The organism is Pseudomonas sp. W5-01 (genome assembly GCF_046540435.1).
Lineage (GTDB): Bacteria > Pseudomonadota > Gammaproteobacteria > Pseudomonadales > Pseudomonadaceae > Aquipseudomonas > Aquipseudomonas graminis_B.
Map to the genome: position 1 here is coordinate 447539 of NZ_JAXCIP010000001.1, position 14383 is coordinate 461921.

Annotated in this window: 13 protein-coding genes; 1 reads left to right on the forward strand and 12 read right to left on the reverse strand. The window is 60.8% G+C overall.

The window, feature by feature from the left end:
* Positions 1–6 precede the first annotated feature (6 nt).
* The 10 genes from icmH to SLW75_RS01870 form a co-directional block, all read right to left on the reverse strand.
* Positions 7–804: a type IVB secretion system protein IcmH/DotU gene (gene icmH, locus SLW75_RS01825; RefSeq protein WP_065988939.1), complete on the reverse strand. Its 798-nt coding sequence runs from the start codon at positions 802–804 to the stop codon at positions 7–9.
* Positions 801–2144, reverse strand: coding sequence for a type VI secretion system baseplate subunit TssK (gene tssK / locus SLW75_RS01830; RefSeq protein WP_065988940.1), 1344 nt, complete (start codon positions 2142–2144; stop codon positions 801–803). The genes icmH and tssK overlap by 4 nt, the downstream gene beginning before the upstream one ends.
* Positions 2137–2910, reverse strand: coding sequence for a type VI secretion system lipoprotein TssJ (tssJ, locus tag SLW75_RS01835; RefSeq protein ID WP_410933358.1), 774 nt, complete (start codon positions 2908–2910; stop codon positions 2137–2139). Before tssJ ends, tssK begins: the two co-directional genes overlap by 8 nt.
* A gap of 53 nt (positions 2911–2963) precedes the next feature.
* Positions 2964–5561, reverse strand: a complete 2598-nt coding sequence (gene tssH / locus SLW75_RS01840) for a type VI secretion system ATPase TssH (RefSeq protein ID WP_410933359.1) — start codon at positions 5559–5561, stop codon at positions 2964–2966.
* On the reverse strand, positions 5558–6628 hold the full coding sequence (gene tssG / locus SLW75_RS01845; protein ID WP_192130388.1) for a type VI secretion system baseplate subunit TssG: 1071 nt from the start codon (positions 6626–6628) through the stop codon (positions 5558–5560). Before tssG ends, tssH begins: the two co-directional genes overlap by 4 nt.
* Positions 6592–8424 (reverse strand): type VI secretion system baseplate subunit TssF, encoded by a 1833-nt coding sequence (gene tssF / locus SLW75_RS01850; protein ID WP_410933360.1) that lies wholly within the window; start codon positions 8422–8424, stop codon positions 6592–6594. Before tssF ends, tssG begins: the two co-directional genes overlap by 37 nt.
* A complete protein-coding gene (gene tssE / locus SLW75_RS01855) occupies positions 8424–8906 on the reverse strand; it encodes a type VI secretion system baseplate subunit TssE (RefSeq protein ID WP_065988945.1) in 483 nt (160 codons plus the stop codon). Before tssE ends, tssF begins: the two co-directional genes overlap by 1 nt.
* 27 nt (positions 8907–8933) lie before the next feature.
* Complete coding sequence (tssC, locus tag SLW75_RS01860) at positions 8934–10436, reverse strand: type VI secretion system contractile sheath large subunit (RefSeq protein WP_065988946.1); 1503 nt, start codon at positions 10434–10436, stop codon at positions 8934–8936.
* A gap of 14 nt (positions 10437–10450) precedes the next feature.
* Complete coding sequence (tssB, locus tag SLW75_RS01865) at positions 10451–10984, reverse strand: type VI secretion system contractile sheath small subunit (protein WP_062387737.1); 534 nt, start codon at positions 10982–10984, stop codon at positions 10451–10453.
* A gap of 69 nt (positions 10985–11053) precedes the next feature.
* The gene (locus SLW75_RS01870) at positions 11054–11803 is read right to left on the reverse strand and encodes a hypothetical protein (RefSeq protein ID WP_410933361.1); all 750 of its coding nucleotides are present in this window, start codon (positions 11801–11803) and stop codon (positions 11054–11056) included.
* Positions 11804–12460: 657 nt separating this feature from the next.
* Here SLW75_RS01870 and SLW75_RS01875 point away from each other — a divergent pair.
* Entirely contained in the window at positions 12461–12982 is a 522-nt protein-coding gene (locus SLW75_RS01875; protein WP_410933362.1) for a hypothetical protein, read from the forward strand.
* Between the two features lie 498 nt (positions 12983–13480).
* Here the strand turns inward: SLW75_RS01875 and SLW75_RS01880 are convergent, their stop codons facing one another.
* Positions 13481–14029 (reverse strand): HD domain-containing protein, encoded by a 549-nt coding sequence (locus SLW75_RS01880; RefSeq protein WP_410933363.1) that lies wholly within the window; start codon positions 14027–14029, stop codon positions 13481–13483.
* A 5-nt stretch (positions 14030–14034) separates the two neighbouring features.
* A complete protein-coding gene (locus SLW75_RS01885) occupies positions 14035–14373 on the reverse strand; it encodes an immunity protein Tsi6 family protein (protein WP_410933364.1) in 339 nt (112 codons plus the stop codon).
* Positions 14374–14383: the final 10 nt, after the last annotated feature.

Sequence of the window (14383 nt, forward strand, 5' to 3'; positions counted from 1 at the left end):
CAGTGCTCAGGCACTGAACAATTGGCTGATGTGTTCGGACAATAAGGCGACGTCCTTGCCCAGCAGCCAGTCCAGCGTCAGGTAAACCGCCAGACAGACCAGCGCGATGAGCGCCAGGTAGACCCACACCGGCACCTCGTGGCGCAGCATCTGCGAGACCTGATCCGGCAGTGCCCAGTCCGGCGACAGCGCTTTGGGCGTCTTGCGATAACGGGCGATGTCCTGGCCGAGGGTGTTGGCCAGATAGCGCAGCTGATCCTTGCCTTCACCGACGCTGAATTTGCCTTCGAACCCCAGGGCCAGGCACAGGTGATACACCTCTAGCACGTCGAGGTTGCGCTTGACGTCGGCGCGCAGGGTTTCGATCTTGTCGAAGAAACCTTCGCCGGCCAGGTGCACGCCAAAGTGGCGGAACTGCAGCGGCGACACTTCGATGTGCCGGCGCAGTTCGTTGACTTTCTCGGCCGGCGCCGCCAGTGCAGCATGGGCTGAAGTGGGCGAAGCCTCGGCGTTTGCCACGACCGGCGCCTCGGGCATTTTGGCCCGCAGCACGCTTTCGTCGAGAAACGCGCACAACGCGTATTGCGTGTCCTTGACCTGCTCGACGCTGTAATTGGAGGCGCGGGCTTCTCGCTCCAGGGTGGCGAAGAAACTGTCGACGCTCTCCTCGAACGCGCGGACCGAGGTCACTTGACGGCCACGACGCAGGATCAGCGCCATGCTGATGAAGTCCTGCACCAGGTCTTTGAGGGTCGGTTTTGGCTGGTCGGCGGCCATGGCGCCTTGCATTACGGCTTCGCTCATTTGAGTACTGCCATCAGTTCAAGCTTGAGGTTGGTGAAAGCGCTGGGTGCGTAGAACGAGATCGCCTGGGCGCTCATCATGCGTTCGTAGACCCGGCCATGGGGTTCGATCGAGAAGTAGTGGTTGTCCAGACGCACTGGAATGGCGTTGGGCAGCCGTGTCGAATGGTTGAGCGTGGCGCCGGGCATGGCGCTGTTGACCACCACTTCGATGTCTTCCGGGGAGCCGACCTTGACCGCCCGTGGCACCAGTTCCAGCAGGCTGGAGCCGGGCATGTCGGCGTGCACGGAAATATAGAAATCGGCATCGACCAGTCGTGGGTCGTGCAGCTGACCCTGCCAGTACGAGGGCTTGGTCTGGGTCAGGTTGATGACGATGCACTGGTTCGGGATCACGTTGTCCAGCAGCGTGCGGATCATCTGGTCCAGCGTGACCAGCGACGCCGCCGGGTCGTGATGGTTGTACTCGGGGATGTCGTTGAGCTCGACGTCCAGCGAGAAGGTCAGCAAACCACCGGCCAGTTCTGCCAGGAACAGGTACAGACGCTCCGGGTGCAGGCGCGGGTGGGCCAGCAAGTGCGCCAGATTCGGGTACGCGCGGTTGACCGTGTTGAGCAACCAGAACAGCGTGACGTCGCTGGAACCGAACTCGGCGATCTGATCAGCACGTTCCCGGCGGCGGCCGGAGAGCGCCTTGCTCTTCGAGTGCAGGGCGCCGAGCAGACGCTTGCCCAGGCCGATCAGGGTTTCGTGGGTGCCCAGGTGCAAGGTCGGATGCACGAAGTGGGTGTCGAGACTGAAACCGCCGATGTTGTTGCGCGACAGCCGCGCGATCGGGCAATAGCTGTAGCCGTCCAGCGTGTCGCCGTCGATCAGCATGACCACGTTCAGGCGCAGGCTGGTGATCTCGTTTTCCAGATCGCCTTCGTTGAGGTCGGGCAGGGTGTCGAACTGCTTGCGATATCGGCGCGCGCTTTTCTGCTCCTGGCCGTCTTCAACGTAATTGAGGCCGAACGGCTCAGGCAGTTTCAGGGCGGCGTAGACCTTGAAGTCATTGCCTTTGAGCAACTCGCGCAAATCCCGCGCCGCCGGCAGCGGATCGTGGCCCGGCGCATCGAACAGGCTGCCGTCCGGAAACACCAGCTTCAGCCGCTTGAATTGCAGCGAACCGCTGGCCAGCGCTTCTTCGTCGATCTGCATGGCCTGCACGCCCCAATGAAAGGGCGTGGCGCGCAGCGTCGATTCGCTCAGCTGGTGCTGGTGGAATTCATCCTGGTACTGGAAGTGCTGTGGCAGAAGAAACATGCCTTCGGACCACATCACGCGGCTCTGCTTACTCATGAACGCCTTCCACTAATGAATCGAATTTTGATTGCGCGCCTTTCTGAGCGGAGTCGACCGCCGTGTCCTGGGCCTTTTGCACCGCCGCGTCCTGCACCTGTTGAGTCAGGGACGGATTGCCTGCATTGGCGGCGGGCGCGGCCGTGGGCATGACATTGCTTTTGGCGAACTGCGCTTCGGTCTGCGGCTTGTTCAGCACGTCATTGCCGCGCACCGCCAGCACGTGGTTGTTGTCGACCAGCACGCGCAGGCCGTCCGAGGAAAACCAGATGCCGTCCTTGCGCAGGGAGTTGGCATCGAAGGCGACTTTCCAGTGGCTCTTCTCGTCGGAGCGGAAGAACGCGGCGATGCCGACATAACCAGTGGCCGTGTTCAGCGGCCACTGGTCGATCTGGCCCATGCCCGGCAGCAGGGTGATTTCCTGGCTGTCGATGAGCGTGTTGCCAAGGGCCTGCTGCGGGTTGTCCCACAGCGAATCGGCGTCGATGGACGCAAAACGCTCCAGCGCCGTGAGCTGATAGACCCGCAGCACGACCGACAGCGGCCGGCCGCTTTCATCGGGGTTGAGCTGGTTGCCGCCGTCGGCCGTCAGAATGACTTTTTCCTTGTCGCCGAACAGCATGTCACCGGCCCAGGTGTCATCGACGCGCTTGCTGGCGCGGTCGGTGATGCCGCAGGCGGTGAGCGCCATCAGGACGGTCAAAAGGGTCACGCGGGTGGCCCAGCCAGCGCCGGCGTAAAGACGTTCCCTGTTCTGCATATTCATGACTGCATACCTATGAATGCTTGATCAATCCAGCCAACTCCCTTCCAACCCAATCAAAGCAGGCGGTAGGCGAAACCGCCGTCGCTGCCCAGTTCGATGTGCAGGCTCTGAATCGGTTTGTCCTGGGCCATGCGTTCCAGCACGTGCTGGGACAGTTCCGGCATGAGGGTCTTGGACAGAATGTTGTCGATGTTGCGTGCGCCGCTGTCGACCTCGGTGCAGCGCGCCGCGATGGCCTTGACCAGCGCCTCGTCGTAACCGAGCACGGCTTGATGATTGCGCTCGAAACGCTTGCGAATACGCTCCAGCTTCAGGGCAACGATGCGCTCCAGAATCTCGTCCTGGACCGGGTAGTACGGCACGATGGTCAGCCGCCCGAGGAAGGCGGGCTTGAACACCTGGTTCAGCTCGTCGCGCAGGTCCTCGACGATCTCGTCCGGGGTCGGCTGCTCGGTGGTGTTCAGGCAGCGCTGCATGATGCGATCGGTACCGGTGTTGGAGGTGAGGATGATCACCGTGTTACGGAAGTTGATCTCGCGACCTTCGCCGTCATCCAGCACGCCCTTGTCGAAGACTTGGAAGAACAGCTCAAGCACGTCCGGGTGGGCTTTTTCCACTTCGTCCAGCAACACCACGCTGTAGGGTTTGCGCCGCACCGCTTCGGTCAGCACGCCGCCTTCGCCGTAACCGACATAACCGGGAGGGGAACCCTTGAGGCTGGAAACGGTGTGGGCTTCCTGGTACTCGGACATATTGATAGTGATGACGTTACGCTCACCGCCGTACAGCGTGTCGGCCAGCGCCAGAGCGGTTTCGGTCTTGCCGACGCCGCTCGGGCCCAGCAGCAGGAACACGCCGATGGGCTTGTTCGGGTCTTCCATGCGCGCGCGGGAGATCTTGATGCGTTTGCCGATCTCCGCCAGGGCGTGATCCTGACCCAATACGCGCTCCCCCAGCAGTGCCGGCAGGCGCTGAACGGTGTCGATTTCGTTGCGCAGCATCTTGCCCAGCGGGATGCCGGTCCAGCCGGAAATCACCTCGCCGATGGTGCCGCCGTCGACCAGTGCGTGGACCAATGGCTGCTCGCCCTGAACGTCTGACAGCTCGGCACGGACGGCGGAAATCTCGCTCACATCGGGGGCCTCGACGCTGCCCAGGTCCGCGAGTTTTTTCACCAGATCCAGCTCACGCTGCCACTGCTGCTCCAGGGTTTCCCGAGTGTTCTGAACGCTCTGCAATTCCTCGTTCAGCGCAGCCAGGCGGCGTGAGTGGTCGCTGCCTTTGGCGGCTTCCTGCTCCAGCACGGCGATCTCGGCCTGAACGTTGTCGATCTGGCGCTTGCAGTCTTCCAGCGGGCCGGGCTGTGCCGACTGCGCGAGGGCAACGCGAGCACAGGCGGTGTCGAGCACGCTGACGGCTTTGTCCGGCAACTGACGCCCGGTGATGTAGCGGTTGGACAGGCGCACGGCCTGCACCAATGCTTCGTCCATCACCGTGACCTTGTGGTGCTCCTGCATTTTGCCGAGCAGGCCACGGAGCATGTAGATGGCTTTGTCTTCGTCCGGCTCCTCGACCTTGACCACCTGGAAGCGGCGGGCGAGGGCGGCGTCTTTCTCGAAGTACTTTTTGTATTCAGCCCAAGTGGTCGCCGCGATAGTGCGCAGCTCGCCCCGGGCCAGCGCCGGCTTCAGCAGGTTCGCGGCATCGTTCTGCCCGGCCTGGCCACCGGAGCCGATCAGGGTGTGGGCTTCGTCGATGAACAGAATGATCGGGTGCAGGCTGCGCTTGGTTTCTTCGATAACCGACTTCAGGCGATTTTCGAACTCGCCCTTGACCCCGGCGCCTGCTTGCAACAGGCCCAGATCGAGGGTGTGAATCGCCACGTCTTTGAGCACCGATGGCACGTCGCCCTGGACGATGCGCAACGCCAGGCCTTCGACCACGGCGGTTTTACCGACGCCGGCTTCACCGGTGAGGATCGGATTGTTCTGCCGGCGACGGGTCAGAATGTCGACCATCTGCCGCACTTCGAACTCGCGGCCCAGCACCGGATCGATGCGGCCGTCGCGGGCGCTCTGGGTCAGGTTGATGGTGTATTGATCCAGCCCCGGCGTTTTGCCGTTGCCCTGAACGGCGCGGCCGCTCGCGCCTTTCGGGCTCTCCAGCGGGCTGGCCAGGCCCGACTCCGGGCTGCCTTCGACCAGCGCGGCGAGGTTGACCCGCAGGTCGTCGGCGTTGATTTTTTCCAGCTCCGGCGCGGAAGCAATAACGACGCGGTGCAGCTCGTCATCGTCCAGCAACGCCTGAATCAGGTAACCGGTGCGGATCTGGCTCTGGCCAAACTCGATGGACGCCAGGACCCAGGCCTGCTCGATCATCCGGGTGATGTGCGGCGACAAAGCCGGCGTGCGCGTGTTGCCTTTCTTGAAGGTGCCGAGGGCGGTGACCAACTGCGCCTGCAAGCGCTCGGGGACCACGTCGTAGTGACGAAGGATCGCTGGCAAGTCGTTGTCGTTGTTTTCCAGCAACTGCAGCAGCAAGTGCTCGACTTCAACGTCGTAATGGTTTTCTGACAAGCACAGGGCGGCAGCGCCTTCTGTGGCTGTGCGACTGGTTTCGTTCAGTTTGGCGAACAGCGACTTCAGGTTCACAGTGAGACCCCATCAAAAGGAATATGGAAAAGAGCACAACGGGCCGGCTCGACATCGGCGCCCGGACGTTTCAACCAGCCCAGCCACCCCAGCGCGACGTTGCCCTGACGGCCGATCTTCGCCAGCGGCACCGCCTCGCGCTTGAGGGTCGGCGCGATCTGGAAATCCAGGTGCGCGCCGATGTAAAAACGCACCAACTCCACCAGCTTCTGGTAGTCCTCGGTGCCGGGCTGAAAACGCTGGTAATCGGCCAGCGCCAACGGGCCGATGTCGAGGCGTACGGTGGACTGGTAATCCCAGACCCGGTTGCCGACCACGGCGCTCTGCCCGAGGGCGGCGTTCTTGCGGCCCAGCTGCGTGCATTGGCTGACGTCGAGCTTCAGCCAGCGCCCGGCGAATTGCCGGACCTTGAACGGCAGCGAGAAATAAAAGCTCAGCATCACCTGCAGGTTCAGCGCGTTGCGCGGCTTCTGCGCGAACATCCCCGAGAAATAGCTGAACAGCTCACGACGCAGGGGCGAGCCTTCAGGGGCGAACTTTTGCTTCTGCGCCTGCGGGCCTAGGCCCACCAGATGAAGCAGGTAGCGATCGAAGTCCGACGTGCCGTTGCGCTCGTACTCGATGTAAAACTTGTACTTCTGCCAGGCCTCGTAGAACAGCGTGGTCATGCGGTGCGAGAACACGTCGAGAAACGCGTGGGCGGCGTCGTCCCGGTACTGAATATGGCGTTCCAGCAACAGCTCGGTGTACGGGCGCGGCAATACGCCGGACGGCCCGACCAGACCCATGAACGTCACCTGCACTTCGGTCAGCGGCAGCCCGGCCGCAGACACCTTGCCCTCGCGCTCAAACTTCAGGTCGCTGACTTCGCTCGCCGGAAAATTCAGCGACAGCTGCGAGCGAAAGCGCAACGGGTCTTCATGGGGCCGCGTCTGCAGGTCCATTCGCCCGTTCCTGCTGTAGTGCAGGCGGAGCAAACGCACCAACTGAAAGAATTCGAATCGGTGCGGCTCAGCCCGTGCCTGGTCGATCAGACCAGGGGTTGATCGCCGGTTCGCGGGGGCCATTGGACCACTCTCTTTTCGCGCTGCAAGGTGCGCAGGGTTAATTGGGTAAAGCTGTTGATCGAGCAGTACTGGCCGAAGAAATGGTCGAGCACCATGCCGAACAGAAACACGCCGCTGCCGGTGTATTGGCTTTCATCGAATTTGAGGGTGATGCCCACGCCGCGCACGAAGTTCGGACGCGGGTGGCCGATCCGCGCCACCACCGGCTCGCTGCTCACCGAGACAATGCCGTTGATCTGCTTACGGATCGCCGAGGTGTTGCGGTAGTTGTAGAGCGACAGCAATTCCAGCAGCACGTCGCGGCCTTTGCTCACCAGCGACATGTGGTTCAGCGACAGGTGCGAGACCAGGCGCCAGATGACCCCGTTGCCCAGTGGCACGCGCACCGATGCGGTCGGTTTGCGCAGGCAGCGGATGTCGTCAATGACCGAGCCTGCCGGGACACTGAAGTCCCCGCGCGCGCCGCCGAAGGGCAGCAGTGAAGGCAGGTCGCGGTTGCTGCAGGTCAGGCGGATACTCAAGGTATCGCTGGCCGAGTTGATCAGCTCCAGGTCCCGGTCAACCACCCGAATGAACATGTCGGTGCCGTCCCGTTGCCGGCTCTGGGAGGGGCGTCGGCGGGCGATCCAGAAGCTGTTGCCCGGCCCCTGATCGGCGCGCGGCTCGAAGAACGGATGGCAGCTGGTGACCTGCTCCAGCCCGCCGACTTTCTTGACCCGGCGCACCTTGTCGATGGACACCACCTCGGCCGTGTTTTGCATGCGCACGTCCGGAATGATGGCGTATTCATGCCGAGCATGGGTCAGGGTGATTGGCTCGGCCTGCTGGCGGAACAGGTTGATGATCGGCGTGCAGTTGAGCTTGAAGTTGGCGCGGCCGATGTTCTGGGTCAGGCGCGCCAGGCGGTCGTGCAGGTCGTAGTCGGAGAAGTAGAAATTGATCTCGACTTTGCCCAGCGCCTTGCCCGCCAGAATGCGACCGAAACCGGACAGGTCGAAGAACATGAACTTGTCCGGAAAGGTGAAATATTCGTGCAGCAGCCGGTAGCCAAGGAACGAACGCTCCGAGTAATCCACCAGCCCCTCATCCAGACCATAGCCGACCGCCTTCAGCGCATTGGCCGGCAGGGCCACTTCGCGCATACGGCCTTCGTCTTCGAAGGTCAGCGTGGCCTTGGCCAGGTTGTTGAAGAGCAATTCGTACAGCTGCAGCATCAGTGTGCTTTCGCCGTCGAGGAAGAAGCGCAGCGAGTCCAGCTCCATCTGCCCGAACAGCACGTCGGAGGTCGCCGTCAGGCCGATGCGCAGACGCGCCACCAGATCAGCACTGTGGCCGTTGAACGCCGAGCGTTCCATTTCGACGAACGAAGCCTGCTGCACGCTGATCGGCCACAGGTCGACCGGGTAGCACGTACGGAACTTGCACACCACGCTGTCGATGGGCGTGGCGTGGATCTCGGTGTGACGCGCAACGCGATAGGCCTCGGTGACCTTCTCGTTCTTGCCCAGCGTGAACTCGACGATGGACATCGACGGGGTAGGGCGCAGGTAGTGCGGGTACAGCACCTCAAGGAACGACTCGACAATTTCCGGAAACTCGTCATCGAGCTTCTTGTGCACCCGTGCCGCGAGAAACGAAAACGCCTCGATCAAGCGCTCGGTGTGAGGGTCCTCGCAGTTATCGCCCTCGATGAGCAACCGCGAGGCGATTTTCGGGTACTGGCTCGCGAACTCCTGGCCCAGAAAGCGCAGGTGCGACAGTTCCTTTTCGTAATAGGGGAGCAGGTCGTCGAGCATCAGTTGAGGTTCTGTACTGTGTATTCCTGGGTATTGACCTGCAACACCGCGTCAAATGAAACCTGACGGGAGATGTCTTGCAGGCGCAGTACGGCGTCCACGCGAAAGGTCAGCATGCGTTGGCCGGTTTGTTGTGCGAGCAGTTGTACCTTGACGCTGCGAAAGCGGCGGTCGCCGTCGGAAATCGCCTTCTCCAGCTGCTGCTGAATCAGGTAACGGTCCTGGGGGTCGAGCACGCTTTTGCTGGTGAAATCGGGCATGCCGTAATCGAGGATCGTGCCGGGCAGTTGCGGGAAACCGGCGAGCTCGCCAGCCACCAGGGACTGACGGGTGTTCACCAGGATCTCCAGGTCACGCACGATGCTGGCCTTGTAATCGGCCAGCGAACACAAGCGTTGCGCCGAGGCTTCAACGGACTGGTGCGGACGGTCGTCCAGCAACCGGTCCAGCAGTGACGGCAACAACTTGTGTTGGCTACTCATGTTGCCTCCCTGGCAGACCCGGACCGGTTAACCGCGTGTGGATTGCGGCAGTTCTGCGACCAGTCGCAGCGACGCCGTCAGTTCATCCAGTTGGTAGTGCGGACGCAGGTACGTCACCGCTTTGTACACGCCCGGCTTGCCCGGCACTTCGAAGACTTCGGCGCGGGCTTCACGCAGCGGGAACTTGGCCTTGGCTTCCTGGCTGGCGGTGTCGTCGAGCAGCACGTAGCTGGACAGCCACTTGTTGAGGAACATCTCGACGTCTTTGCGCGAGGCAAAGCTGCCGACCTTGTCGCGCATGATCGCTTTCATGTAGTGAGCGATACGCGAGGTGGCGAAGATGTACTGCAACTGCGCCGAAAGACGGGCGTTGGCGTTGGCAATGTCGGTGTTGTACTGCTTCTGTTTCTGGGTCGACTGGGTGCCGAAGAACGCCGCGTAGTCGGTGCCCTTGCAGTGCACCAGCGGGATGAAACCGAGGTCGGAGAGTTCTTTCTCGCGGCGGTCGGTGATCGCGATTTCAGTCGGGCACTTGAGGGCGATTTCGCCGTCATCGGTCTTGAACGTGTGGGTCGGCAGACCTTCCACCAGACCGCCGCCTTCAACACCACGAATCGCCACGCACCAGCCGTAGCGGGAGAACGCGTCAGTCACGCGGGTGCCGAGTGCGTAGGCAGCGTTCATCCACAGGTATTTGTTGTGGTCGCGGCCATCGACGCTTTCGACGAAGTTGAATTCTTCGACCGGCGTGGTATCCGGGCCATACGGCAGCCGACCCAGCACGTGGGGCAGGGTCAGGCCGACGTAGCGGGAGTCTTCGGAGTTACGGAAGGATTTCCACTTGGCGTATTCGACGGTGTCGAAGATCTTCGCCAGGTCGCGCGGGCCGGACATGTCGGTGAACGAGTCCCAGCCGAACAGCTCGGGGGACGCGGCCGAAATGAACGGCGCGTGGGCAGCGGCGGCGACGTGGGAGATCTCTTCGAGCAGGTACATGTCTTCCGGGTTACGGTTGAACTCGTAATCACCCAGCAGCATGCCGAACGGAGCGCCACCGAAAGTGCCGTACTCTTCTTCGTAGATCTTCTTGAACAGCGCGCTCTGGTCGAATTCCGAGGAGGCCTTGAGGTCGCGGACCAGGTCTTTCTTCGAGGCGTTGAGCAGGTGAATCTTCAGCGTGGTGCTGGTCTCGGTCTGGTCGACCTGGTATTTCAGGCCACGCCAGGAAGCTTCCAATTGCTGAAATTCGCGAGCGTGCATGATCTCGTTCATTTGCTCGGAGAGCATCGAATCGATCTCGGCGATGCGCGCATCGAGCACGGCGATCAGGTCTTTGCTCGGCGTCATTTCGCCTTCGAGCACCTGACCCACCAGCTCGCCGATCAGATCACGGGTGCGGGTGCGTTCGGTCTCGGAGCGGGCGACACGGCTTTCGGAAATGATGCTGTCGAGCAGCGAGGACTGCGGGGCAAAGTTTTCCACTTCAACCAGATCAGTGTCCTGCTGGGCCACGGTTTGTTTGTCGTTCATGGTCGTGCTCCTGCTTACTCTTTGGCGTCGGTGGCGGGAACGGCGGCTTCACGACCGAATTCCTTGCCCAGCGTTTTCAGCTTCTCGGTGTTCTGCAACACGTCCATCAACAGCTCTTCCAGCTTGTCGTTGCCGCCCATCTTGTTGCGCAGGTCGGCGAGCTTGTTGCGCACTTCCAGCAGCTTGCGCAGCGGCTCGACTTGCTTGACGACGTTCTGCGGTTCGAAGTCTTCGAGGGCGTTGAAGTTGAGCTCGACGCCCAGCTGCGTGCCGTTCTTGGCCAGCGTGTTATCGACGCGATAGGCCAGGCGCGGCTTGATGCCTTTGAGCACGCCATTGAAGTTGTCGCGGTCAATGAAGATGAATTTGCGATCCTTGAGCTTGGGGAGCGGCTCAAGGGGGTTGCCGGAAAAATCGCCCAGCACGCCGACGACAAAGGGCAGCTCTTTCTTTTCCTGAGCATCGCCGATGTCGACGTCGTAAGTGATGTGAACCCGAGGGGCGCGAACGCGGTCGAGTTTGTGCTGGGTACTTTCCTTCTTCGCCATCGTGTTCTCCTGTGCGAGCAACTCGCTGCAAGTCATTTTGCGTGTCGGCTCGACGTTGAGCCGAGTGCTTTACAGTCCTTCGATCGTCATCAGCAGGCGCTGACGAATCTCATCTTTCATGTCCATGATGCTCTCCTGGCCCACCAGTTCTTCAAAACTGGCATTCCCGGCAATCTGCGTGCTGCTGCGAATGACCGAGTCGTCCGGCAGCGTCGAGCGCACCGGCGAGCTGATCACGCAAAACGGCAGGTCGCCAAAATCTTTCAGTCGTTCAAAGCTCACTGGAAAACGCAGGCCGTCAAACAAACGCCCCAGGCCCGGTGATTTGCTCACGCAGTAAAACAGCACTAGGTAGTGCACGACGAAGCGATATAGCTCGGCGCTGCTGCGATTAGGGTCTTTGATGACGCTGCGAAAGCGTGCCAGATCAAAGGAGTTGAAGCCGATCACCCAGCGGGTCGGGCTGGTGATGCGGATGGTCTGACCGCTGTCGGCCAGGACCTTGTCGTATTCCAGCGGAAACAGCTCGGGCGTGGTGCTGATCAGGTTCAGCGGCACTTCCATCTCATTGACCAACTGGAACGGAGACGCCGAACCAATCCTGTCGTACAGCTCTTTGAGTTCCTTGAAGTGATGCTGCGTCTCCCGGCCGCTACTGCGCTGGGCACCCTGCAGGTACTCACCGAACAGATTCTGAGGGCGAATCAACAGCGCCAGCGTGGCCAGGTAATCGGACGCCTGTGCTTTGAGCACGTCGGAAATAGCCCGGGTCTGGCTGCGCAGCTTTATGAGTGCTTCTACGTCAAACGTTTGAGTCATGGGTACATCGTCCCTGAACCTTTCTCAACAATGCGGCGAATGCGACGAGACAGCGTGAAGAGATACGCGTTGCCCGGCTGGCACACCTTCTCGAGAAGCAGTCCGGATGAACGTCATCCCGAAAACTCGCTGCGAAGATTAGGCGCGTTAAACGTGGCCGAACACCGATAGCTAGTAGCCAGCAGTGTCAGCTCAGGCAGTTAATTGTGTGGGAAAGTTCCTACAGACGCGAAGTTTTTCTCAGATTTGATACAGGCCGCAATGATGCTTTATGGCCACTACGGGCGCTGCGGTGGGCTTGGAAATGGCTCCAGGCCTTATGGTTAAAGGGCTGCAGGGATTTATTGGATCCCTTTGGCGCGTGTAAAGAAAAGGGCGGAAAGGTGAACCGGTTCAGCTACTGATCTGAACTAAGCGGGCAACTAAGGAAAACCGATGCAAGAGCGCTTTGCTGGAGCGGTGACGAATCTGTGGTTTTTTGTGCGGCGTCTGGATTTTCTCGGGCGCGGGGTGGTGTAGTTTGCCGGGGCGTGGCTTGGGTCGATGGCTTGGGTTGAGCGTCGTTGTTGTGGAAGGGATGTATCAAGGGAGCGGGTGATGGGAGTGCGAGGTTGGTTGAGGGCAGTGCTGGGGCGCGAGGGGCGGGTGGAGAAGAGCGTGCCGAGTTCGAATTCGGCGTCAGCTTCTGTCGGCGGCGAGGAGCGGGGGCAGGAGGAGCCGTCGTCGCGGGTGCAGCAACTTCTCAGCGGGTTGCCGGTTTGTCAGGCGCCTGGTGCGTTCGCGACGCCGCCGCCCGTTTGTCCTTCGGTCTGGGAAAGAGATAAGGCATTACTCGCCCGGTATCACGCCTATGTGGACGACGCCGAGAAGATTGGCTGGCGAGCGCTGCCAGACGCTTCTCGGGAAGAGGGACGTCAGCTTGCAGCGCAATGGCGGTCCAGGGCGATCGACCTTTCCAACGCCAAAGCCACCGAGCAATGTGACGGGATTTACTGGTACTTCCAGAGCGCAGCCATCGCTTCACTTTATGCGGACGGGCCGGAATCGGAAGCCTTTGCCCGCTACAGGAGGGACGCGGAATCGTATCGGGGATGGAGCCGGGTGGGCGGTCAGGTGCGGTTGTTTGATGAGTATGTGAGCGTGATTGCGTCTGGCGCACGGCTCGGGGCGGATATTTAGTGACTGACTGACTGGTTTCTGTGGGAGTGAGCTTGCTCACGAAGGCAGTGTGTCAGTCGATATGTTCGTTTCAGACCCATCGTGTTCGCCAGCAAGCCGGCTCCTACGGATCGCGTTAACGCCGACGATTGTGTGCGTTACCAAGATCCCCTTCGGATTGTGTGCATGCCGAAGATTGTGTGCGTTTCCAAAATCCCCTGTAGGAGCGCGCTTGCCCGCGAAGGCAATCTGCCTGTGACGAATGTCTAGCCTGACACACCGCGTTCGCCAGCAAGCCGGCTCCTACGGATCATGTGAACGCTGACAGTGGTGTGCTTTGCGAAAATCCCCTGTAGGAGCGCGCTTGCCCGCGAACGCAATCTGCCTGTGCCGAATGTCTAGCCTGACACACCGCGTTCGCGGGCAAGCGCGCTCCTACAGTGAGTTCGAGGCCACCTAAGAGGCGCGTTGGACGCAAGAACTGTGAGAGGTTGCTCGCGATGAGGACCTCTGACTCCCTCACTGCCCTTCAACGTACAAAGATTTGTACCGCGCCATGGCATCCGTGAGACGGCGATTCAGGTAATCATTGGTATGCCCAAGCGCCGCCAGAATCTGCGCAGATTCCTCGTGATAGGAGGCGCGCTTTTCCAACGACCACGTCGATGGCGCGGATTGGAGATTGGTGATCCGGTCGCATAACTTGATCGCTGCCGCTTCCCGGGAATGCGCGGCGATCGCCTGGAAATAGCTCTCATCCGAGAAGGGCACGATCAGGTTCTTGCTCAGGCAGGCGACGGTCGATGCGACAGCGGCGCCGAACACTTCAGCCAATGCCTCCTCCGAGATCGCGGTGTCCTCGATCACGTCGTGCAGCAGCGCGGCAGGCATCGCGATGGCCAGATCACCGATGTCACTTTCCCGGTCCGCGAAAATCAGCTCGTTGGCGACCATCGCAACATGGGTGGTGTACGGCAGATTCGATCCCTTCATCATCTGCCCGACGTGGGCGTGAGAAGCGAACAGCCAGGCTTTGTTGTAGAGATGCTGCAGGTCGGTGGACGTCAATCAATTCACTCCTGAGATGGGGGAGATGGGCGGTGAAGGCTTTCCAGGGGCTGGCCGTCGGGGAGCTTGATTTTTAAACCGCGACCGATCTGGATGCCGATGTAGTAAGCGATGCCGAGTGCATGGGCAAGCTCAGGATCCGTCTCCTCGAACTCCTTCCCGGCCCACGCGCCAATGGTCAATTTGTGCAGGCGGCTCTTATCTTTTTCGGTGCCCAACAAAATGTTTCTGATGAAGTCGAGTTGGATCAGCGAGCTTGCGTAAAGGGGAAACGTTGGACACGATGCCTCCCTCAGGCGGGTGATCGCAATGGCTTCGTCGATGTAGTCGATGGCTTTTTTCAACTGCTCGTTT

What these genes read in the sequence shown, in the direction of transcription:
- tssE (WP_065988945.1), bottom strand. Translation starts at nt 8,906, where the DNA reads ATGAGTAGCCAACACAAGTTGTTGCCGTCACTGCTGGACCGGTTGCTG.
- tssG (WP_192130388.1), bottom strand. Translation starts at nt 6,628, where the DNA reads ATGGCCCCCGCGAACCGGCGATCAACCCCTGGTCTGATCGACCAGGCA.
- SLW75_RS01870 (WP_410933361.1), bottom strand. Translation starts at nt 11,803, where the DNA reads ATGACTCAAACGTTTGACGTAGAAGCACTCATAAAGCTGCGCAGCCAG.
- tssJ (WP_410933358.1), bottom strand. Translation starts at nt 2,910, where the DNA reads ATGAATATGCAGAACAGGGAACGTCTTTACGCCGGCGCTGGCTGGGCC.
- tssB (WP_062387737.1), bottom strand. Translation starts at nt 10,984, where the DNA reads ATGGCGAAGAAGGAAAGTACCCAGCACAAACTCGACCGCGTTCGCGCC.
- tssC (WP_065988946.1), bottom strand. Translation starts at nt 10,436, where the DNA reads ATGAACGACAAACAAACCGTGGCCCAGCAGGACACTGATCTGGTTGAA.
- tssK (WP_065988940.1), bottom strand. Translation starts at nt 2,144, where the DNA reads ATGAGTAAGCAGAGCCGCGTGATGTGGTCCGAAGGCATGTTTCTTCTG.
- icmH (WP_065988939.1), bottom strand. Translation starts at nt 804, where the DNA reads ATGAGCGAAGCCGTAATGCAAGGCGCCATGGCCGCCGACCAGCCAAAA.
- tssF (WP_410933360.1), bottom strand. Translation starts at nt 8,424, where the DNA reads ATGCTCGACGACCTGCTCCCCTATTACGAAAAGGAACTGTCGCACCTG.